Source organism: Bacillus cereus group sp. Bce019 (assembly GCF_051781745.1).
In the GTDB taxonomy this organism is placed as follows: Bacteria; Bacillota; Bacilli; order Bacillales; family Bacillaceae_G; genus Bacillus_A; species Bacillus_A cereus.
The window spans coordinates 40651-62903 of the sequence record NZ_JBPWJX010000017.1 but is presented as its reverse complement, the minus strand read 5'-3'; the positions used below and the strand labels follow the sequence as shown (position 1 = coordinate 62903).

Sequence of the window (22253 nt, the reverse complement as noted above, 5' to 3'; positions counted from 1 at the left end):
ACACACCTTTCTTACTAATAATCGCATTTTTTATATTTTCTCCAGAGATAATAAAATTTCTCTCGACGCCCTCATTATAACGTGTATATTTATAAAATTAATATTTTTATATTTTCAGAAATATTAAAGAGGAATAATTTTATATGGATAATATTTTACAGTTAGCATGTAGCCATTGTTTTTATCGCTTAAAGCTGAATTAGTTAGTAAAAAAATACAATAATACATTGTTTTTCTAGGTGACTTATTATAAAAATACTTATATCCCCTTTTATCAAAAAATTTTATTTTAAACATAAAAGATATTCTAATAAATAATTAATGTAGGTAAAAAGAAAAAAATCCCAAAACATAAAAACCAAATTTTAGGATATATATTATTAATATTGAATTCATATACAATTTAAAAAGCTACACTGAGCAAAAAACAAAAAAGCTGCCCCATATGGACAGCTCATTTACATAATTATCGTTATCAGGAATACACAAACAAATCACTTCAATACCATCTTAATTGTAGTTTGTTCGGCTCTTCTTCAGGGATATCTCTATGCTTGTAATGAATCGTTTTTACATCATTTCCTTTTATGCGAAAAGTAATTGTGTCCCATAAGGCGGATTGTGTGCACCCTCAAAAGTTTAAATTTTAAAATCCCTCATTAACTAGCTCTTTTATCGAGTTTAATTTTGAAGAAAGCTCGATAAACCATTCTTCATCCCCTGTTAATAATGCAAGATCTATAAGATAAAGGATTTGTTCCTTATTTATTACTTTTGATTCAGGGAGTTTGTTAACGTGTTTACTAAAGAGTAAAATCGCTTCGTTTATTGTGTACTGGCCGTCACGTTTCACAATACTAACTGTAACTATATCCTCTACATTATCAAGTGATACAATATAACCAACTATTAATTCACCTTCATTTGATATTCCACGAACCCAATCTCCTACTTTTAAAACATGATTATTATTTGACATCATACCGTTTCACCTTCCTATAAATATTTTTTGTGACGATAAAAAAGATATAAAAACAAATTATACTGTAATATTTTTCATTACATTTAAGTGTTAAGAACTCACGGCTATATAATAGTTAAGCCGCTTAACGCTCTTGATTGATAAGGTCAACAACTTCTTTCATTGTATAATTCTTTAAGTATTCACCTAGATGCTCTTCAGCACCTAAGAAAATAGCAAAAAGAACTTTTCGCATATTCGAACCTACAACACACTGATTGTTTGATTCTGGACACTTCGGCTGCAAAGCACCTTCAGAGGTTATCTGATAAATATGCCAAAGATTAATTTCATCTAAATCGCGAGCGAAAATAAAACCGCCACCAGTCCCCTCTTTCGATTGTATAAACTTATGTTTTTTTAACAAACTTAGTACTTTGCGAATGCGTACTGGATGAACACCTGCACTTTCTGAAATAGCATTACTTGTTGACATCCGGTCTGGCTGTAAAGCTAAATAAGTTAAACTGTGTATGGCCAAGGTAAAGTCGCTGTTCATGATTTTCCTCCTACGATTAAAAATATTGTTTCTCATATATTAACATACTGTAGCCATAAATATTACAGATTGGTTAGAACGTTAAAACATGTGGAATGCTTCTTGCCATAAAAAATTAATTCCCTTATATTCTATCCCGTCCCACCTATATCTGATAACTTCATTTAGCTTTTTAAGTTAAAAAGAAAATTAAACACTCCACTGTTTCTTCACTTGTTCTTCTGCCAACTGTTCAATTTTTGTCCAAATCGTATCTTTACTCACAATAACATTTGTTTGATAATTTCTATCATTATAATTAACTGTAACACATACTTCAATCATCTTCTGCTTCCTCCTTTCAAGAAAATTTCTTATTTATATTTAATACCTGAAAAATTTTGAATTTAGTTATAATCTCTAGCATATAAATTCATTTTTTTAAATAATTAAGTTTAAAAACCCCACTGTTTCTTCACTTGTTCTTCTGCCAACTGTTCAATTTTTGTCCAAATCGTATCTTTGTTCACAATGACATTTGTTTGATAGTTTCTATCTTTATAATTAACTGTAACGCATACTTCTATCACCTTCAGTTTCCTCCTTTCAAAAAATTTCTCTTTCATACTATTACTTATTAATTAGCCAACTTTTGCAGTTCAATGTTTAAAAATGTTCGGACACTACGTGGTAAAAATTTGCGAATTTCTTCTTCGTTAAAACCAATTTGCAATCTTTTTTCATCCAGCATAATCGGGCGACGCAACATTAGTGGATGCTCAATTATTAATGTATAAAATTCATTTAGCGAGAGCTCATCAATATTTATATTTAAGTCCTGAAAAGTTTTGGATCTAGTTGAAATAATTTCAGTAGCCCCCTCTTCAGTTAAACGAAGAATCGATTTAAGCTCATCAACTGTCATAGAATTTGATACGATGTTTTTTTCAATATAATCAATTTGATGCTCTTCAAGCCATGCTTTCGCTTTTCGGCATGAAGCACAGCTTGCTGTTGTATATAGAATCACCATATTTAACTCACTCCTTTAATGTTATTAAACGTACATTTTAAATATCGGTTATTGAAATGTATTAAAAAAAATTACAGTTTAGAATCAAATACACATAATGTTAGTTATTCAGCAATGTTTCATTTATCTCTATTATTCATGCTACATTTTACAGACGTTAACAACTCACTTTTAAAAATCTTACTGTAATTTTAAACTTTACAGTTCAATTAATCAACTGTTAAGTCTTGGATTAATTTTAATAACACAACAAATTATTCTCATGTAAAATTCCCCATAGCATGATGGCTCCTTCAAAGCACATTTCACGCATTTCTTGCTTACAAGTGCTATTATGGATTATATTCATCCTAATAAAAAGTACGTACTTTAAAGTGTTATAGGTACTAAAAAGTAACATATGCATTTTCAAGTGCCATTCTGCTTATTTCTCTCTTACATCGGTTATTATGACCGATATTTAGCACAATAAATAGTACGCACTTTAAAGTGTTATAGGTACTAAAAAGAAATAATTTTAGTATTGCAACGGATGTAGGCTCACAACTGTAATCTAAATTCATCAAAGGAGTTTTTTTATGAAGACATATAATATTCCTGTAGAAGCGACTTTAGAAGTTATTGGTGGAAAGTGGAAGGTTGTTATCCTTTGTCATTTAAAAAAAGGAACAAAAAGAACGAGTGAATTAAAACGTTTAATGCCTGGTATTACGCAAAAAATGTTAACGCAACAATTACGGGAACTAGAAGAAGATGGTGTAATCCAAAGGAAAGTATATGACCAAGTACCACCGAAAGTAGAGTACTCTCTAACGGATTACGGTTCGTCTTTAGGAGCTATACTTGATTCCCTCTGTTCCTGGGGAGAAGTTCATCTTGAAAAAACCGGGAACACATCCATGCTGATTACAGCAGATGAATCATAACTGTAGAAGACATAAAATAGGTTGAGACAATGCTTGCCTCAACCTATTTTATATCTCTTTATAATTTTTTGCCGTAATGACTGTTTCAAACTCAAAGGTTTCCGGTAGATGATCTGCATAAGAATATTCAAAAGTTCGTCCATCCGTTAAGTAAGCTACTTGCTCAACTCGCATTAGGAAATCCTGATTTGTTAAGTTCATAAACTGCTTTTCCCTATCATCTGGGCGAATCCCTTTAACCCTGACAACAGATGTCCCTACTTCAAGACCAAGTTTATTTTGAATATGTGAGTATATCGACTCCTCTAAAACAGAAGCTTCAATACCTGGGATAACCGAAATTGGCATCCATGTATGCTCCATAATCGTCGGAATGCTGTGAATGATGCGGAGGCGAATGATTTTATAGACGAAATCACCAATTGAAACTCCCAATTTCTCAGCAACTACTTCATCAGCACCTACAATCGCAAACTCGATAATTTTACTTTCTACCTCACTACCGTAAACAGCTTTCGTACCTGTTAAAGTTTGAATCATTCGTGCCTTTTCCTGCTGATGCCAATCTTGTACCACTGTTCCACTTCCGCGCCGACGGATAATGTAGCCGTCTCTTACTAATAGATCCAGCGCTTTTTTAATCGTAAGTGCTGAAACATCGAATTCTTCAGCAAGGACGGAGCTACTCGGAATTTTTTCGTTGATTTTATATTCACCGTCTAAAATTTGCTGTTTAATCTTTTGATAAATGCCGAGGTATTTTACTTGTGTTGATCCGCTTGCCATTTCCATACCTCCTTTATACTGCAAACTCTCTTCTATTCATTCAAATGTAAAGCCTCAAGTTTGTAAACTGAAGGTGATGGGGCAGCAAATCCGTTTTCCAAGATTTCAATATTCGTTACTGCTTCTTCATCTTTCACAAGTTTTGGTGCACCATTTACAATTGTGTCATACGCTGCATCATAGAAACGACCGTAATCACCAAGCGGCGTTTTAATTTGTTTTTCAATCCAGTCACCATTTGCATTACGATACTTAGCAATTCCATAATACATCGGCGAATCTTCACCAAATCCTGCACTCTCAGGCATAATACCCGCTTTCAAATCATTTTCCTGCTGATCTTCACCGTATTTAATAAAAGAGCCATTTGTTCCATGAACGATAAAGCGTGGATAATCTTTTGCTACGATATGGTTCGTTTTCAGCTTAATCTTCAACTGATTTCCATAATGTAGACCAACATCGAAATAGTTATCAACCGCACCTTCCACTTCATTATTACGAATATCGTATGTCACTGTATTTGGACGGCCGAATAGTGAAATCATGCGGTCCATCGTATGAATACCTAAACTGTAAAATGAACCTTCTTCTTTTGGAGCTTCATGAGTGATTGAACCAGGACGGAAATAATCAATATGTGATTCAATCTCAATAATATCACCAAGGAATCCTTGTTCAATTACTTGCTTCACAGCTAAAAAATCACCATCAAAACGGCGGTTTTGATAAGGCATAACGACTACACCTTTCTCTCGTCCTAATGCTAATAATTCTTTGGCGTGTTCTACTGTATCGCAAAATGGTTTTTCAACGATAACTGATTTTCCGGCTAGTATAACTTTTTTTGCTAATTCATAATGCGTATGTGCTGGCGTACAGATCGTCACGACTTGAATTTCTTTGTCATTCAACAATTCGTCCAAATCAGTAGTGAAGTAAACACCTCTTTCCTCATATGGAGCCGCTAATTCTTCATTTATTTGACGTACAAAAATCGTTTTTACTTTTATATTATTACGTGTCTTTAGATAAGGTAGGTGATAACGGTTAGCTGATTTTCCAAATCCAATAAAGCCCATTGTTAATGTCATGTTCTTCAACTTCCTTGCTCATAAATTTTCGTTTCTACATTTATTATATATTTTTTCTTTAAAAGTATATAGTTTTAATTTTAAAATTATATACTAAAAAGTCGAGATAGAAATCATTTTCTGATTCCCATCTCGACTTTACGTTATAGACTTATATCCTATCATCATTTTATTTATACTCAATGACTTGAGAGCTACTTGGTTACATGCTCTTATTCATACATATACGAACGTGTCATCGGAATTGTATCATTAATCCCTTTTGTAAATACAAATTGATGTAAATCAATATTACCTGTAAAGAACGAAGCTGCACATGCATTTAAATATAAACGCCACATGCGGATAAATCGCTCATCTTTCGTTTTACGAACTTCCTCTAGTACGTTTTCAAAATTTCGAGCCCAATGTTGTAATGTTTTTCCGTAATGTCTACGTAAGCTTTCTACATCCACAATAAAAAATTGTTCGTTTGTCATGTTCGTGATTAATTCGTTCACAGCAGGAACATACCCACCAGGGAATATATATTTTTCAATCCAACCATTCGTAGCACCACCATTAGCCGGAGAAGTAATGCAATGCAGCAGAGAAATCCCGCCATCATTTAATAATTTGTTAACTGTTTCAAAGTATTGCGTAATGTTGTCTTTTCCTACATGTTCGATCATACCTACACTAACAATTTTATCAAATTTATGATTCTTAATATCGCGGTAATCAAGTAAAGATACTTCAACTAAATCCGTAAGTCCCTCTTGTTTAATTCGCTCAGAAGTCTTAGCATATTGTTCCTCACTTAACGTTACTCCCATCGCTTTCACACCGTACTGTTTAGCGGCAGCTGTAATGAGTTCACCCCACCCACAACCGATGTCTAATAGCGTATCACCTTTTTGAAGGTTCAACTTTTTCAAAATATGCTTCACTTTATTATGCTGCGCTGTCGTTAAAGAATCTTGCTCATTTTGGAAATATGCACAAGAATATGTCATTGTTTCATCAAGCCATAATTTATAGAAATCGTTCCCAATATCATAATGATGAGCAATATCATCTTTATTTTTTTGTTTTGAGAAATTCCATTTACTTTTGAAATATTGCAACTTACTATCACCTAAAAAGCTATCCTGCCTTTTATAAATAGATTGAATTGCTTTTTCAAGGTTACCCTCTATTTCAAAATCCCCATTCATATATGCTTCACCGAATGCAATAGAAGGATCCTTAGCGATTTCTTTTTTTGAAAGTGGCTTATGGAATGTTATGTGAAATTGAGGTTCCCCTTCGCCATATTGGATTGTTTCTCCATTCCAAAGTGTAATTTGAACTGGATCTGAAAACAGATTTTTGAGTATTTTTTTATAAAAAAGTTCTTCAACCATAAAAACATCTCCTACTAAAAAATTGAACAAAAAACTATACTAGTTAATAAGTCTTTTTGAACATAGCTTAAAATCGTTATTGTACTGACTTCTTGCTACGAGTGTCATTATAAAACGGTTATATTATGAAGCATAGTACGTACTTTAAAGTGATGTAGGCACTTTTAAGTACCCATGACTGAAACAGGTCCTCAAAAATTTTACTTTTCATCATAACAACTTTCTAAAGTTTTAAAACGAAAAACACCACCTCGTCATTAGGTGGTGTTTTCAATATTACATATAGAGATTTCACTTAACTTCTGTGTTTTTTCTATCTATGCATCGTTCTCCCCATGCGGTTAATTGATTTAATACATTCTGTAAAGACCACCCATAATCGGTTAGGGAGTATTCTACTCGAGGGGGAATTTCTTTATAAATTTCACGTGTAATCACACCATCTTCTTCCAGCTCGCGTAGTTGCTGCGTTAACATTCTCACAGAAATTTCAGGAATCAAACGTTGCAACTCACTCGTTCGCTTCGCCCCTTTCGTTAAGTGACATAAAATAACGACTTTCCACTTTCCCCCGATAATTTCTAAAGTTGCTTCTATCGGTATATTGTATTGTTTCACACGATCTCCCTCCTTTTTTCTAAATTTCTTCTCTATTGTTGCGTAAAAACAAATAATTTTCTATACGGCACATTTTAGTTCCTACAGCACAAAAAAGTACCTATATTACAAAAAAGTAATTATGCTGCGTAAAAATCTCCCTCTATACAAAAAGAAAAAACGAACGTATTCTCGTTCGTTTTTTCTTTCTTTATTCAGCTGCTGTTATAAGCATAGATGTGTTCCCATTCTTTTCAAGATGATTTTCTCCCCAGTTACAAAGAGTATCGAGTATAGAATCTAAAGAATGACCGTAATCAGTTAAAGAGTACTCTACTTTTGGTGGCACTTGGTTATACACTTTTCTCTCGATTACACCATCTTCTTCTAATTCACGTAATTGTTGCGTTAACATCTTTTGTGTAATACCAGACATTAATTGTTTTAATTCGCACGTTCTCTTTTTGTCTTTCTTTAAATGACAAAGGATAACTACTTTCCACTTTCCACCGATAACCTCTAAAGTTGCCTCTACAGGAATATTGTATGTTTTCATATAAAAATCTCCTTTAATAATTTTATAAGACAAATCAGCTAAAATATTTAAATATTACTTTTAAGTATCTATAGCACCTTAAAGTACGTACTTTTTACCCTGTTAAACATGTTTCATAATAGCATACGTAAACAGCAGATGAGTAGTACGGCACCAAAAAGTACCTGTATTACTTTTTAGTATCTATATCACTTTAAAGTACGTACTTTTCATTATGTAAAATACATTTCATAATAGCATTTGTAAGAGTTGAGTGAGTCATGCAGTGTTAGAAATTACCTGTTAGTACCTTTACTTTAAAGTGAGTATTTTTCTCATACATTTTGTCAGACGATAAAATGACATGTTTTCATTTTCACATCCATTCACAATGAATAAATATTTTTCAAATACATTTTAGGAGGATATCTATAATGAGTAAATTACTAAAAGAAAAAATCGGGTTTGGTACAGCACCACTAGGAAATATGTACCGTAATATCCCAGAGGAAGAAGCAATCGCTACAGTGGATGCTGCTTGGGAGAATGGCGTTCGTTACTTTGATACAGCTCCACTTTATGGATCTGGCTTAGCGGAGATTCGTCTTGGTGAAGCACTATCAAAAAGAAATCGTGATGATTACTTTTTAAGTACGAAAGTAGGTCGAACTATTTCGGATGAATTAGAAGATCCATCTGCACGTGATTTAGGTGAAAAAGGCGGGCTTTTCGAATTTGGTCGCAAAAATAAAATGATCAATGACTATAGCGCAGATGCAACACTTCGTTCTATCGAGCAAAGTTTGAAACGTTTAAAAACAGATCGTCTAGACTTTGTTTTCATTCATGATTTAGCACAAGACTTTTATGGTGATGCGTGGATTTCACAATTTGAAATTGCTCGAACAGGAGCATTCCGTGCGCTAACACGTTTACGTGAAGAAGGAGTCATTAAAGGCTGGGGGCTTGGAGTAAACAAAGTAGAATCAATTGAACTTATGCTTGATTTAGAAGAAGCGAAACCAAATATATCCTTATTAGCTGGTCGCTATTCATTATTAGACCACGAACGTGCATTGCAACGAGTAATGCCTGCAGCTGTAAAGCATAATATGGATATTGTTGTTGGTGGCCCATATAGCTCAGGTATTCTTGCTGGAGGCGCTCACTTCGAATATCAAAAAGCATCGCCAGAAATTATTGCAAAGGTTGAGAAAATCAAAGCTCTTGCAGATCGTTACGAAATCAGCATCAAAGCTGCTGCATTACAATTTTCACTAGCAAATCCAGCAGTTGCTGCCGTTGTTCCTGGTGCAAGTAAACCGGAACGAATTGTAGAAGACCAAAACGCCTTAAATACAGTAATTCCAGCAGCATTCTGGGAAGAAATGCGCGAACAAAAACTAGTAGCACCTAATGCACCACTACCAATCAACGTAAAATAATAATGAAACTTTAATCAGTGAGAGCATCCCCCACTGATTATTTACCCGTAAATACCGGGATGAAAAGGAGCGTAATGAATATGGCACATACTACTACATCTATGGAAATTTTCGGTTCACCTGAACAAGTATGGCAATTAATCGGAGGTTTCAACTCCCTTCCAGACTGGTTACCTTATATACCTAGCAGTAAATTAACTGAAGGCGGTCGTGTACGTCATCTAGCTAATCCGGATGGGGATACAATTATAGAACGATTAGAAGTATTCAATGATAAAGAGCGCTACTACACGTATTCAATCATGAATGCACCATTCCCAGTCACTAATTATCTATCTACAATCCAGGTGAAAGAAGGTACTGAAAGTAACACATCGTTAGTAGAGTGGTCTGGTACATTCACTCCTGTTGAGGTTAGTGATGAAGAGGCAATTAATCTGTTTCATGGTATTTACAGCGATGGACTGAAAGCATTACAGCAAGCATTTCTAGATTAATTCATGTAATTGATTGAGACGAAAAAGTAAATTAACAGTCAAATATTCGATTTTTTTAGTTAAATTCATTATGAAAGATAAACAAATACAAATTTCATGCCTGCTTGTTATTGACAAGAAATAAAAAATACTACCTCCAAATGGAAGGTAGTATTTTTTTATTAATCAGGAAAAACAATTAATCCCTCTTCTTTTTCCTCCTGTTTTAAATCTTCTTCTGGGAAGGTTACAGTTGAATTTTTATCACCTGTTCTTTTTGTTTCTTCACCTGGAAATACGAAAGTTGAATTTTCTTTTCCTTCATTTTTTTCTACGTTATCTGGAAATACCATAGGATCATTGGTAGTCAAATCACTATGAAATCCAAGGTTAGACAAAATCGCTTTTAAATCTGGTAAAACCCCTATTTTATCAGATGATGGGTTATTAGACTTTGTGCCTGTATTAGGATTACTTAAAATTGCTCTCAATTCTTTTGGTGTATATGCCTTACCTAAATGTTCTTTAGCAATCCCTTGAATCGATACAGCAGCCCCAGCAATTATAGGCGAAGCGCTAGAAGTACCACGGAAATTAGAAGTATAACGATTAATTATGTTCTGATTTGTAACTTTTTGTCCTTTACTATTTTGATTTTGATATGTATCTAATGTATCAACATACTCTCCCCAACCATATACATCAATTCTACTACCATAGTTAGAGAAAGCTAAACGTTTATGAGGAACTCTTGCAGTAGATGCTCCAACTATAATAGCTCCTGAATCTTTAAAGTCTGGACTATTTCGATTTAAAATCTGCTTACCATTACGGTCTTTAAATTCATCTAAATCAATCCCACCATTACCAGCTGCTTCTACAATAATAATGCCTTTATCTGTACCTTTGCGAATTGCGTTAAATATACTCGGGTATACTTCTACTGGTAAAGGGTCATCTCCATATCCATCATATTTAAAGGATTCTTCTATTAATAAAACATCTCCAGCCTGTAAAGAATCTACGGCACTTAAAATAGCATCTCTTACATCGATTCTCCCATTATCTCGGATCACTGAAATTACTTTTGTCTTTGCTTTTGGTGCAATCCCAATGTTCCCAATCCCATTGTCAGCTGCCGAAACAACACCTAGAACTGAAGTACCGTGAGAAAGATCATTACTCATTTTTCCAGACATAAATTCAATATTTTGACCGACTAAATCTTCATGATTTAATAACCAGCCTTCTTCCAAATCTACAAAAGTTGCTCCCTGGCCATTTCCTCCTTTAATTCCCCAAGCATAAGGAGCATTAATTCCTAAAGGTGCCTCTTCAAGATATCCCTGTCTTGAAAATCTAGGTTCATCATAAGGATTGACTGATAATACAGGCAATCTCGAGCCAGTTGTTGTGTTTATACTCTTATTAGAACGAACTTGTATTTTACTAGAATCGTCATTAGCAGCATATACTGTATTTGTTACAAATGTCGTACCTACCCCAGCAAAAGTTGTAATTGCAAGTGATGATATTAACATACCTTTAAATTTTTTCATTTTTCCACCTCTAGTTTTCTATTAGAAATAACATATTTAATAATGTGTATGAACTGAAAAGCATTTTATCTTATTATAAAAATTAATAGATTTTATAGCTTTTTGATTTACATAAAACTCCCTTCATTCTTGTAATTCAATGTGGACATTTCAAAATAACAAACTTACTGTAACTATTATAGTTACACCATTATTAATTTTCAACTACGAAATATAAATTTTTAAAAATAAATTTATATTACTTTAAAACAGCACTAGCCTTTTACCCACATAAAGTGAAACTTTAATCAGTTTTTTTTGTTCATCCCCCACTGATTATTAGCCCTCACCAATCGGGCATTTACGGGCAGTTAATGCGGGATAAAAATGCAAAATATCTGTCCAAATTACAGCAATCAATAAGTTTATGGACTACGAAAGAAATACGAAAAAGCAAAGCGATATCGCTTTGCTTTTTTTATAAAATCCCTTTTAACTTTTCACCAATTAACTTCGCTACATACTCATAACCTTCTGGCCCAAAGTGTAATCCATCTTTTTCATCATTTTCTACAAACCTTTTATAATTCAGTTCTTGAATCATTTCAGCATACAAATTTAGAAAATAGCTTCCTGTTTCTTTTGCCACTTTCTCCACCACGTCTGCATACTGACTAAGCACTCTATTTGTTCTATTATGCTGTCTTTCTTCATCAACTGGTGCAGGACTAATCAGTAGTACTTTATCTGATGAAACTTGGTTCACAATCTTCTCTAAGTTTTCTTTATATGCTTGTAATGACACTTGAGAAAAAGAAACTGCATCATTCGTACCAAGAAAAACTGTTACGAAATCTGGTTTATATAATATTACATCTTCTTCAATCCTATTTAACGCATCGAATGTATTATCACCTGGAACACCTGCATTCACTACTATCCAATTCGGAAACATCTCTTGCAAACGTGGTGTTAATCTCGGCATTCCATCAAAAAATGTTTCATCAGCTGTAATACTATCTCCAAAACATACTAACGTTTTCATTAAGCTACTCTCCTTTTACGTATGAAACAACTTTCCTTCTATTGCTTTTATATATCTGTCAGCAGAACGTTCAACTGCCTCATTTGCATTTTCTTTTACTACTCGATGAAAAGCGTTGTATAAACGATTAAACTGTAACGGCTTCACTCGATTCACCATTTCTTCCACTTTTCTCGCTGGTAGTGGAATTAAGTTTGGATAGCTGTACATGAAGCTTACCCACCGCTCATCTGCTACAACTTGAATAATATCACCTGTTAACAAAATCCCTTTTCCATCATTACCTTCTTCCCAATGCAATACAGAACCACCACTAAAATGTCCTCCAAGACGATGTACAGCAATCCCATCCGCTAATTGTAAAGACTCACCAGACCAATAAATAATACGACTACTTGGGCGCATCACCCATTCTTTATCATCTTCGTGTATATAAATTGGTACATCAAATATCTCTGCCCATTCTACTTGCGTTGAATAATAATGAGGATGAGACAATGCAATCGCATCTAATCCACCAAGGTCTTTTATTTTCGCAATTGTCGTTTCATCTAAATATGTAATGCAGTCCCATAGCAATCGATATGACTCTGTTTTCACTACAAATGCCGTTTGACCGATCGCAAATCCTGGTTTTGTCGTAATACTATAAAGTCCATTTTCCTCTTTAATTATTTCATTTTTATATGTATCACCTGTTTGTAAGTTTTCTAGCGTCGTCCAAGACTGCCCTTTCGGATTCACATACTGCCTTTCTTCATCACAAATATGACAACTCACCGGTTCTTCTACACTCGCTGCATACTGCACGCCACACGTTGTACAAACGAAATTTTTCATCATAATTTCCCCTATCCCTATATTTTTATTAAGCTGATTTTTGTTGATAATGATCTGCTTTTTTATTTTCAATTAATAAACTTATAAAAGTAAGTAAATAGACAACTGTGACCGATAATGGAATTACAGTAAATCCTTTTTCGCTTCTGCAACATTCATCTCACTATCTCCCCAAAAATATTTGTACTATAAAGTCACCTCAACCTCCCCATCCAATAACGCCAAGCTGCTAAATAATCTTCTAAATCTTTCGGGTGGTGCCGTAAACATGTATCTATACGCAAATATAATCCTATGACTATTTCTTCATATAAATCACGGTCATTTTTATGAAATACACATTGTTTCATCGCATAACCAATCGTTTCTTTTGTTAAATCTTCCGGGGTTGAACAGAACGCATAAATTAAATCATATATAGGATCTCCTAACACTGGTAAAGGATCAATTACACCATGCAGCTCATTCTCTTTAAATATAAAATTATGAAATCCAAGATCACCATGTAATAAAAACGGCTGATTTATTCCAGCGTCCCTATTTGCTAACTTAAGAACCGTTCTATACTCTTCTTCACTTATGTAACATCTTACATTTTCATGAGCTTCTATCACATTTGTTGTTAAAAATTCATTCCAAGATTGGACCGGATTTTCTTTCCATCCCCAGCCATCAACCTCTGTAGCTACTTCATACTTATTAATAACTTTCTTTACAAGTTTACAAAGAACACTCCGTTTATGGCCTAGTTTGGAAGAAGTTGTGCCCTCAAGGAATGAGTAAACAATATAGCGATTTAAAGGTTCCTTATATAAAAGCTTTGGAAATAATTCGTCCTTTTTATAAAACTGAAGAAAATAAGCTTCTTCACGTATGACATCCGATTCATTCAACTTTATAACGTATTGTTCATCTAACAAATATATAGTACTTGTCGTTCCCCCGTTTAATGCTTTTACGCTATTTGGATAATGTGAAATAACTTTTTCCTTAACTAGTTGTGCAGTGATTATTGAAATGTCCATTCTCTCAGCCTTCAACTCCGAATATTTCCTTAATTGAAAAGACAACTTTACTATTATTTGACAAACGCAAGGAAAATCCTCCCAACAATCCTAATATAACAAACAACAATTTTATTTTATTACAACGGCTTTCTTCAATATTTCATCATATAGTTCATTCCATTTATGGTAATGTGATGTGATTTTATCACTCCAAATGCTCTTCATATACTCTAATAATTTCTATTGCAGGGTCTCTGTCTTGTAATTTATGAGCTAAACTTTCTACACCAAAAACTTCTGTAAATGTGTGGCTACCTACTATTAAGTTAATGCCTTTAAATTTCGCATGTTGCACTGTATATAATGTTTTTTCACCTGTTATGTACGTGTCACACCCTTTTTCTAATGCACGTTCAATCAAATTTGTATTGTTTCCTGCACCGGTTAAAATCGCAATCCGTTTTACTGGTTTATCGTGATTTCTCCAACTCTTCACTTTCTCTTCCATTTTTCCTTCAAGTTTTCCAACTAATTTTGAAAAAGGAATCGTTTCTTTATATTCTCCTATTCCCGGTAGTTCTTCTTCCTCATACGTGGAATATTCAAGTATTGCATCTATCCCAATTTCGTTAAATAACGACGTACAGGTGCCAAACTTTACAAAATCTAACGGCAAATGAATCCAAAAATGATTCATTTCATATTGCTTCAATTTCTCAATACAAGCCTCTTCCATACCAAATAAAAAACTCCACGGCGCATGATGTGTAACTATCATATCGACTCCATTTTTATACGCTTCTTCAATCGTCTCTAATGTCAAATTTGTTGTGTAACCGATTTTGTGAAATTCATCTTTACTTATATGAGTAAAACCATATTCATCATCACCGTATTTATGAAGATGCTCTCCAAATAGTGATGTTATATGTTCATTAAACTGCTTTATATTCATTTTATTTCTCCTTTCATTTACTTTTATATTTCAAAAATAAGGAAATACTAAATAAAAACGTTACATACATATAGGAGGACATTATGAAACCTGAATTTTTAAAAGCTGTACATGATGCCATTGGAAATGTCGAACATATCCATATAGAAGAAAGCGGTGCTGACAGCTTACTTATCCATCATGATGATGCACAGCAATTACAACAAGTCGCTAAAACGCTAGAAAATAACAATTTTCGCTCTACTTTAAGAACAACTGGAGATGCTTCGTATATTGAAGTGTTGAACAGATAAAGAAAGTCCGGATGTACTCCGGGCTTTCTTTTTTATCCCGCTATTCACCGGGCAGTAAGACCCTCACCTCAAAATTCAGCGAAAGCAAAGAAGTTAGGTGGGGGCCTTGCTGATTAAAGTTTCACTTTATATTGAAACTTCAAACTCTTTCACATACACCGCTGTTCCAGCAATATCTATTTGTAACTTTTCGTTTTCTATCCCTTTCGTTACATAAACAGTTACACGACCATCTTTATTTATTTCCTGTCCTTGTTCAACGATTAAATCCAATTCATGTTCAAAATCTTTCTCTAAATACTCCGCATAATACGCTCCCATTACACCTGAAGCTGTTCCTGTCACTGGATCTTCAATCGTCCCAGCGTAAGCTGATGAAAAATGACGGCCGTGCATTTGTGCTAGTTCATCATAAGTTTCTAGACAAATTGGGTGAATAGAAGCATTAGGTATTTCTTTTAATACTGATGGAAATGCAGCATTATTAGGTTTCATTCTCTCGCATGCATTAAGATTTTTAATCGGTACAATTACAGTCCAATTACCAGTACTTCCATATACAATCGGTAAACTTACATCTAAATCATTTACTTCTAAACCGATACTATGAGCTAATTCTTCTTTTGAACCTGTAAATTCTTTAAACTGAGGTGCTGCCTGTCTCATTTTAATAAAGGTTTCTCCACTTTCATTTACACCTATTTGTATCGGTAAAATCCCAGCCTTCGTTTCAATCGTAAGGTTACTTTTCTCTTCTAATAAACCTTTTTCGCGCAAGGCATATATCGTCCCTACTGTCCCATGACCACATAAATCCATTTCAAAACTAGGTGTAAAATAGCGCATTCTTATATCTCCTACTTCTGAGGAAAGAACAAAAGTTGTTTCGTTATATCCAACTTTTTTAGCAATAATTTGCATTTCCTCTTCCGTTAATCCATCTGCTTCTAATGCAATACCTGCTGGATTTCCCTTATTTGGTTTATTCGTAAATGCGTCGTAATGAAATACGTTTATAGTCTTCATTTTCTTTTCTCCTTATTTGTCCATTTCTTTATTTTTATAATAAATAAGAAAATCGATCTAACCAACTTTCATAATCAGCTTTTTGAAATGGACGGATAATGAGTCTATCCTTCTCTACTTCTAATAACGATAGCTTCATTTAATTTCATCCCTCGAAACATTAATTGAATTTTCTTTATTATCTTACACAAAATACAAAATCTAGTAAATCATTATGTTTTTGATACATAAAAACCCAGTCATGCTTTATACATAACTGGGTTATCCATCGTTTCATAATTTTCTATTTCACAAGAACTGCATCTCTTAATTCCCTCTTCAACACTTTTCCTAAAGCGTTTTTCGGTAACTCATCTATGAATACTACTTCTGGTATTTTATAACTTGCTAATTTCTCTTTGCAATACTGAAGAATACTTTCTTCTGTTAATGTTGTTTCGCCATCCTTCACAATGTAAGCTCTTGGAACCTCTCCCCAAAAGTCATCTGGAACTCCAACTACTGCAACTTCTAAAACACCATGTATTTCATGAATAACATCTTCTACTTGATCTGGATATACATTGTCACCACCGCGTATAATAACGTCTTTATATCTTCCCATAATATGCAGGAATCCATCGTCATCTATCATGCCAGCATCACCCATGTTAAACCAGTTATCTTTTACTACCTTCTTTGTCGCCTTTTCATTATTCCAATATCCTTTAAACATGTATGGACTTTTCACATGAATCTCTCCAACTTCATTTGTTGTTAGTTCATGTCCTGTTTCTGGATGAACAATTTTCACCTCTACATTTTTCAAGGCTTTTCCTACAGAAGACATCTTTTCTTTTCCCATCATTGGATGCCATGAAGTTACAACCCAACCTTCTGTACTACCATAGCCTTGCACCATATATATGCCTTTTTCCATATATTTTTGAATGAGTGTTTCTGGCACTTTTGTACCACCGCTTTGTGCTACTTTAAAGGTTGAAATGTTACGTTCTTTTTTATTTAATTCATCAAGCATGTAGCTATAAACGGCTGGGAAAGCAAGCATTGTAGTAATTTTCTCTTCTTCAATCTTATCCCAAATAAGAGTAGGATTCGAATCAGCTAAGAAAATCATCGTAACGCCATGATAAATACAATTTAAAATAGAAAGCACGCCACTCATATGAAACAATGGATGCACAGATAAAAAGCGTTCACCTGCTGGGATTTCTCTTTGTCCCGCAATTTCAGCAAAATAGTGATGTAAGTTTTTATGTCCAATTACACATGCTTTCGCCTGTCCAGTCGTTCCTGAAGTAAATAAGTAAATGGCGTCGTCTTCTTCATGAACTTCTACGTTCGGTTCTGTCGTTGGCTGTTTTTGCAACTCTAACTCAAATGAACCAAAACCTTCTTTTGTCGTTTGAATTACATAAGGAATTTCTTTAACAGCATCAACATTTAATAACACTTCACTAAATTCTTCATCAATAACTAACACTTTTAATTTCGCTTCTTTTACAATCGTTTCTAATTCATATACAGTAAGCTGATGATTTAGCGGAATAAATACCGCTCCAATTTTTAAACTTGCCATCATAACGCTTGGAAATGGGTGATTATTTTTGCATAGTATTCCTATACGATCTCCTCTTTGCACACCATTATGTAACAAATAATGTGCAAGCTGATTTACTCGTTCATTATATTGCTGAAACGAATATCTTTTCTTCCCCCCTACAAGCGCTTCCAAATTTGGTGATTGCATTGCTCTTTTTTGTAATAATTTTTGCATCGTTCTCAAGTAAAACTCCCCTTTATATATGTTAGGTTTTTTATTTTACCAGATTAACTATTAATTTACTAAAGATTACACTTAGTGAATATAAGAAGAATATAAAATAACCATTTACTTCACAAGTAAATGGCTATTTTTCATTATATATTAGAATACTTCTTGTTCATTACATATTGCACATACTCAGGTGCACTTTTATTAATCTCTTCATCACTTAATTTATATTCGGCACCATATAAATAAAATGACGGTATAAATTCCATACCTGTATATAGGCATGTAGCTTGAAATGGTTTCGTCAACTCATCCATCGTAATTCCACTATTGTTATAATCTTTTTCTAATCCACCTATAGAAATAGCTACACCAAATTCTTTCCCTTTCACTTTATCTCCTTTTGATCCGTACGCGAATCCATATGTTAATACATCGTCAAACCATTTTTTCAATAATGGTGGTGAACTGTACCAGTAAAGCGGAAATTGGAATATATATCTGTCATGTTCTACTAATAACTTTTGCTCTTCTTCAATATTAAACTCCCAATTCGGTGCCACCTTATATAATTCATGCACCATAATTTCATCCCCATGTTTCTCAAGTTCTTCTATCCATCTTTTATTAATTTTTGATTTTTCAATATGAGGGTGTGCTACAATTACAAGTGTTCTCATCATTTTCCATCCCCTTTATAAATGAATCAATCCTTTACGTATTAGTATGAATGCATTACATATAATTGAAAAGTACGTACTTTCAGGTGCTATAGGAACCTTGAGGTACCTTTGGAGGTGTTATATGAATCAAAATGATAACTGCCCAATTGCAACGACACTCGATGTAATCGGCGGAAAATGGAAAGTTTATATTTTATGTGTTTTAATGGATGGAAAAATGCGAACAAATGAAATTAAACGAGAAATTCCAAACCTTACACAAAAAGTACTTACACAACAACTTCGGCAACTTGAAGCAGATGGGATTATCCATCGTACTGTATATCAAGAAGTACCACCAAAGGTTGAGTACACACTAAGTGAGCACGGAAAATCTTTAATGGAAATTATGAATGAACTATTTGAATGGGGAAAAGGTCATCAGCTCAAAAGATTAAATGACTAACAGAACATTGCCGTCTTTTTTAAATTTTCTACATTCATATTAGTAGTTTAATATTTCTACTGAAATTTTATAATAGAGATACTCCAATAGCTCGTAATTTAGAATCCCAAATCTTTCAGAAGTAAAAATTAATAACTTTCATCTATAAATACTCTTTATAACAAAAGTATCCTGTACTGTTCACCTAATTTTTAATTCAGACACTTTTTTATTGATTGAACCGCACTCAAGTTTTTAGACAGATAATTAACAATTTGAGGTGCGGTTTTATTATACCTAGGAAAATACAGGCTATCTCATAGTCATAGTAAAACCCCCTCCCTATATTTTACACTACACATTGATCACCGCTAATCTTTTAAAATATCCTCCCTATGAATGTAGGGAATAAGTGGTTTGATATGTGCTCTATTTTAAGGACTCACTTCATATAAAGGAACTTCTTTAATAATAATTATTTTAGTTCCACTCTTTTTCTTAACTGTCACCCTAGTAACTGGTCGATAGAGTTTCTTTTTGGGGAGCTTACTGCCTAGTTTTATAAATCGGATAACAGCTTTCATCGCTTTTTAAAAATCACGACAGTAGACAAAATACTTTGCAAAAAGTGCCTGTACAAGGCGATTTTTTACATAGACTTACCAAATAGCATTTTTATTAAAAAACTTCTCACATTTAAATTGGACAAGCATATTTTATTCTATGGGGACTCCCTACCCATAGAAAACTACCTTTCTAATCTAAGAGCACGCATATATGTGTGCTCTTAGATTGTTTAAAATGAAATAAAGAGTTTATTAATTCACTATTGGAAAAGCACCCATAATAATATCTTTATATTTATCTAATTTTTTTAATTTTTATAAAACTATATTATTTTGGAGTTGGTTAATACGTTACAAAAAACTGACCGTGTAATCATTATGGTCCCTCCATTTTCACAAGTGTTTGTTACATTTTACTCATCATCAGGGGAACTTCTTTCATCAAAAGTCTTATCTAATACCTCTTCATACCCTGTATCAATGTATGCACTTAATGAAATTGAAAGCGAATTATTTGAAGTCAAGTTAAAACCACTACTACTTTAGTAAAACTACGAATAGTGGAAAGGCCTTTACAACTCCCACAAGAAACTACAGCAGTAGTATTTTTAGCACCAATAGTACAAGTCTTTAATGCAAATGCTATTACATATCAATTATGAAAGCTATCCAATAGCTACTGCTGCATACACGCTATATCGCATTAACTACACCCTTACTATGAAAACTCTTCTCAGGAACTTCACTTTAGTTTCCAAGGAAACTAAAGTGAAGTATAATTATATACGTACAATAGATATCATTTATAAATCTATTTACATTTTGTCGCATTAGCTCTTAATCACTTAAATAAATGGAGGGCATAGCATGGAAAACTATTATGATGTAGCAGTAATTGGTGGAGGTCCAGTTGGCCTTATGACAGCATGTGAACTAGCTATTCAAGGTATAAACGTTGTCGTTTTGGAGAGAAGAGTGGATCGCATACGAAATTCTAGAGCACTAACGCTACACCCCCGCTCACTAGAATTGATGGCTATGAGAGGCATTGAAGATCGATTTTTATCTAGAGGAAAGAAATTAGATACAAGTCATTTTGCTGCCTTAGATACAAGATTAAACTTTAGAAATTTAGATACCGACTTTCCATATACACTTTTTATTCCCCAATCTATTACAGAAGAAATATTAGAAGAACGTGCATTAGAATTAGGTGTAGACATTAAACGTGGGCATACTCTGAAAGACTTAAAACAGTATGAAACATTCATACAACTAGAAATAGAACAAAGAGAAACAATATATAAAATAGAAGTTTCATATGTAGTAGGAGCTGATGGCGCAAGAAGCATGGTTCGTGAATTATCAAATATACCGTTTAATGGAACAAACACAACAACTACTGCTATATTAGGTGATGTTATATTAGAAGATATACCAGATACTCCATTTTTATCTACTTCTAATATAAATGGGACATTAATGATGGTGCCTATTGAACCTAATTTATTTCGTTTTGCCATTGTTGATCCTAAGAATCAGGCAATACCCGTTCATGTTGCTGTTACAGAAAAGGAATTCATAGATAGTATTTATAGTATTACAGGTGAACATATTCAAATTAAGAGCACAATATGGCTTTCTCGCTTTGGGAACGCAACCAAACTAGCAAATACTTATCAACATAAGCGTGTATTCTTAGCAGGGGATGCAGCACATATTCATTTCCCTGCTGGAGGACAAGGTTTGAATGTAGGTTTACAAGATGCTTTTAATATAGGTTGGAAATTAGGGCTCGCAATAAAACAGACAAAATATGAAAGCCTATTGGAAAGTTATCATATTGAACGACATGCTGTGGGAAAACAATTTTTCAAAGAAGTACAAGCGCAAGAACAATTAATGATAAACTTTTCAAAAGCAGGAATGGAATTAAGAGAGTTATTTTCGTACTTACTTACATACCCCGAGATAAATAAAGATTTAGCTGAAAGAGTAAGTGGTTTAGGGGTTATGTATTCGTCAATAAACAACCCAGAAAGTCATCCATTAATAGGAAAAAGATGTACAAATCTCACTATTTTCTCTCAAAACAAGAAAAGTTGTAAACTCTTTGAATTAATGACAGATGGTAAATTTATTTTATTAATACACCCTTCTTATATAGATAAGATAAATAAAATGAATATTGATTCACACATAAAGGTAGTTGTAGGAGAAATACAAGATTCCAAGTTAAAAAATATAGATACCGTTTTGATTCGACCAGATGGTCACATAGCCGCCATTGAATATACCAAGATAGATAAATGCGAATAGTCCGGAA

General features: G+C 33.6%; 24 protein-coding genes and 3 pseudogenes. 6 read left to right on the top strand and 21 right to left on the bottom strand.

The features are described 5' to 3' along the window. Window positions 1-499: 499 nt before the first annotated feature. The 6 genes and pseudogenes from ACS2QP_RS20480 to spxA form a co-directional block, all read right to left on the bottom strand. A pseudogene (locus ACS2QP_RS20480) lies at window positions 500-639 on the bottom strand (DUF3888 domain-containing protein); the annotation flags it as partial. Between the two features lie 7 nt (window positions 640-646). Then, a complete protein-coding gene (locus ACS2QP_RS20475) occupies window positions 647-982 on the bottom strand; it encodes an IDEAL domain-containing protein (RefSeq protein ID WP_103622256.1) in 336 nt (111 codons plus the stop codon). A gap of 124 nt (window positions 983-1106) precedes the next feature. After that, window positions 1107-1520 carry an Rrf2-family transcriptional regulator SaiR gene (saiR, locus tag ACS2QP_RS20470; RefSeq protein WP_001083465.1) on the bottom strand — a complete coding sequence of 138 codons (414 nt, stop codon included), beginning with the start codon at window positions 1518-1520 and terminating at the stop codon, window positions 1107-1109. 189 nt (window positions 1521-1709) lie between these two features. Continuing rightward, window positions 1710-1844 (bottom strand): BA3454 family stress response protein, encoded by a 135-nt coding sequence (locus ACS2QP_RS20465; RefSeq protein WP_000573530.1) that lies wholly within the window; start codon window positions 1842-1844, stop codon window positions 1710-1712. Between the two features lie 110 nt (window positions 1845-1954). Further along, window positions 1955-2089: a BA3454 family stress response protein gene (locus ACS2QP_RS20460; protein WP_000573515.1), complete on the bottom strand. Its 135-nt coding sequence runs from the start codon at window positions 2087-2089 to the stop codon at window positions 1955-1957. Between the two features lie 47 nt (window positions 2090-2136). Further along, on the bottom strand, window positions 2137-2532 hold the full coding sequence (gene spxA, locus ACS2QP_RS20455; protein ID WP_000236189.1) for a transcriptional regulator SpxA: 396 nt from the start codon (window positions 2530-2532) through the stop codon (window positions 2137-2139). 578 nt (window positions 2533-3110) lie between these two features. Between spxA and ACS2QP_RS20450 the strand changes: the two genes are divergently transcribed. Further along, window positions 3111-3458: a winged helix-turn-helix transcriptional regulator gene (locus ACS2QP_RS20450; protein WP_000860832.1), complete on the top strand. Its 348-nt coding sequence runs from the start codon at window positions 3111-3113 to the stop codon at window positions 3456-3458. Between the two features lie 48 nt (window positions 3459-3506). On the opposite strand, the gene ACS2QP_RS20445 is transcribed toward ACS2QP_RS20450, so the two are convergent. From ACS2QP_RS20445 to ACS2QP_RS20425, 5 genes are all read right to left on the bottom strand, one after another. Continuing rightward, window positions 3507-4244 (bottom strand): GntR family transcriptional regulator, encoded by a 738-nt coding sequence (locus tag ACS2QP_RS20445; protein ID WP_326234648.1) that lies wholly within the window; start codon window positions 4242-4244, stop codon window positions 3507-3509. A gap of 32 nt (window positions 4245-4276) precedes the next feature. Next, window positions 4277-5338: an oxidoreductase gene (locus ACS2QP_RS20440; RefSeq protein ID WP_098584712.1), complete on the bottom strand. Its 1062-nt coding sequence runs from the start codon at window positions 5336-5338 to the stop codon at window positions 4277-4279. A gap of 212 nt (window positions 5339-5550) precedes the next feature. Further along, the gene (locus ACS2QP_RS20435) at window positions 5551-6723 is read right to left on the bottom strand and encodes a cyclopropane-fatty-acyl-phospholipid synthase (protein ID WP_438882771.1); all 1173 of its coding nucleotides are present in this window, start codon (window positions 6721-6723) and stop codon (window positions 5551-5553) included. Window positions 6724-7014: 291 nt separating this feature from the next. After that, on the bottom strand, window positions 7015-7341 hold the full coding sequence (locus ACS2QP_RS20430; protein WP_438882770.1) for a winged helix-turn-helix transcriptional regulator: 327 nt from the start codon (window positions 7339-7341) through the stop codon (window positions 7015-7017). A gap of 190 nt (window positions 7342-7531) precedes the next feature. Beyond that, window positions 7532-7876, bottom strand: a complete 345-nt coding sequence (locus ACS2QP_RS20425) for a winged helix-turn-helix transcriptional regulator (RefSeq protein ID WP_000860820.1) — start codon at window positions 7874-7876, stop codon at window positions 7532-7534. Between the two features lie 413 nt (window positions 7877-8289). On the opposite strand from ACS2QP_RS20425, the gene ACS2QP_RS20420 reads away from it, so the two are divergent. After that, on the top strand, window positions 8290-9300 hold the full coding sequence (locus ACS2QP_RS20420) for an aldo/keto reductase (protein WP_000040526.1): 1011 nt from the start codon (window positions 8290-8292) through the stop codon (window positions 9298-9300). Window positions 9301-9380: 80 nt separating this feature from the next. Beyond that, window positions 9381-9797 carry an SRPBCC family protein gene (locus tag ACS2QP_RS20415; protein WP_000951521.1) on the top strand — a complete coding sequence of 139 codons (417 nt, stop codon included), beginning with the start codon at window positions 9381-9383 and terminating at the stop codon, window positions 9795-9797. A 161-nt stretch (window positions 9798-9958) separates the two neighbouring features. Here ACS2QP_RS20415 and ACS2QP_RS20410 read toward each other — a convergent pair whose 3' ends face one another. From ACS2QP_RS20410 to ACS2QP_RS20385, 6 genes and pseudogenes are all read right to left on the bottom strand, one after another. Further along, the gene (locus ACS2QP_RS20410) at window positions 9959-11335 is read right to left on the bottom strand and encodes a S8 family peptidase (protein WP_438882769.1); all 1377 of its coding nucleotides are present in this window, start codon (window positions 11333-11335) and stop codon (window positions 9959-9961) included. Between the two features lie 457 nt (window positions 11336-11792). After that, window positions 11793-12359, bottom strand: a complete 567-nt coding sequence (locus tag ACS2QP_RS20405; protein WP_000855205.1) for an SGNH/GDSL hydrolase family protein — start codon at window positions 12357-12359, stop codon at window positions 11793-11795. A 15-nt stretch (window positions 12360-12374) separates the two neighbouring features. Further along, the gene (locus ACS2QP_RS20400) at window positions 12375-13202 is read right to left on the bottom strand and encodes a hypothetical protein (protein ID WP_332284482.1); all 828 of its coding nucleotides are present in this window, start codon (window positions 13200-13202) and stop codon (window positions 12375-12377) included. Between the two features lie 25 nt (window positions 13203-13227). Continuing rightward, window positions 13228-13344 (bottom strand): annotated as a pseudogene (locus tag ACS2QP_RS20395) (DUF7010 family protein); the annotation flags it as partial. Window positions 13345-13393: 49 nt separating this feature from the next. Next, on the bottom strand, window positions 13394-14224 hold the full coding sequence (locus tag ACS2QP_RS20390; protein ID WP_326263658.1) for an aminoglycoside phosphotransferase family protein: 831 nt from the start codon (window positions 14222-14224) through the stop codon (window positions 13394-13396). A 187-nt stretch (window positions 14225-14411) separates the two neighbouring features. Beyond that, complete coding sequence (locus tag ACS2QP_RS20385) at window positions 14412-15161, bottom strand: Nif3-like dinuclear metal center hexameric protein (protein WP_153582727.1); 750 nt, start codon at window positions 15159-15161, stop codon at window positions 14412-14414. An 83-nt stretch (window positions 15162-15244) separates the two neighbouring features. On the opposite strand from ACS2QP_RS20385, the gene ACS2QP_RS20380 reads away from it, so the two are divergent. Next, window positions 15245-15454 carry a hypothetical protein gene (locus ACS2QP_RS20380; protein ID WP_061658406.1) on the top strand — a complete coding sequence of 70 codons (210 nt, stop codon included), beginning with the start codon at window positions 15245-15247 and terminating at the stop codon, window positions 15452-15454. Window positions 15455-15580: 126 nt separating this feature from the next. On the opposite strand, the gene ACS2QP_RS20375 is transcribed toward ACS2QP_RS20380, so the two are convergent. The 4 genes and pseudogenes from ACS2QP_RS20375 to ACS2QP_RS20360 all read right to left on the bottom strand — a co-directional run bounded on the left by ACS2QP_RS20375 (window position 15581) and on the right by ACS2QP_RS20360 (window position 18934). Further along, the gene (locus tag ACS2QP_RS20375; RefSeq protein WP_326263660.1) at window positions 15581-16480 is read right to left on the bottom strand and encodes a PhzF family phenazine biosynthesis isomerase; all 900 of its coding nucleotides are present in this window, start codon (window positions 16478-16480) and stop codon (window positions 15581-15583) included. A 46-nt stretch (window positions 16481-16526) separates the two neighbouring features. Next, window positions 16527-16619, bottom strand: a pseudogene (locus ACS2QP_RS20370) (GNAT family N-acetyltransferase); the annotation flags it as partial. 144 nt (window positions 16620-16763) lie between these two features. After that, on the bottom strand, window positions 16764-18257 hold the full coding sequence (locus tag ACS2QP_RS20365; RefSeq protein ID WP_194808018.1) for a class I adenylate-forming enzyme family protein: 1494 nt from the start codon (window positions 18255-18257) through the stop codon (window positions 16764-16766). 143 nt (window positions 18258-18400) lie between these two features. After that, the gene (locus ACS2QP_RS20360) at window positions 18401-18934 is read right to left on the bottom strand and encodes an NAD(P)H-dependent oxidoreductase (RefSeq protein ID WP_002178585.1); all 534 of its coding nucleotides are present in this window, start codon (window positions 18932-18934) and stop codon (window positions 18401-18403) included. A gap of 124 nt (window positions 18935-19058) precedes the next feature. On the opposite strand from ACS2QP_RS20360, the gene ACS2QP_RS20355 reads away from it, so the two are divergent. Then, window positions 19059-19382 (top strand): winged helix-turn-helix transcriptional regulator, encoded by a 324-nt coding sequence (locus tag ACS2QP_RS20355; RefSeq protein ID WP_001072988.1) that lies wholly within the window; start codon window positions 19059-19061, stop codon window positions 19380-19382. Between the two features lie 1412 nt (window positions 19383-20794). Continuing rightward, window positions 20795-22246: an FAD-dependent oxidoreductase gene (locus tag ACS2QP_RS20350; protein WP_153582724.1), complete on the top strand. Its 1452-nt coding sequence runs from the start codon at window positions 20795-20797 to the stop codon at window positions 22244-22246. Window positions 22247-22253: the final 7 nt, after the last annotated feature.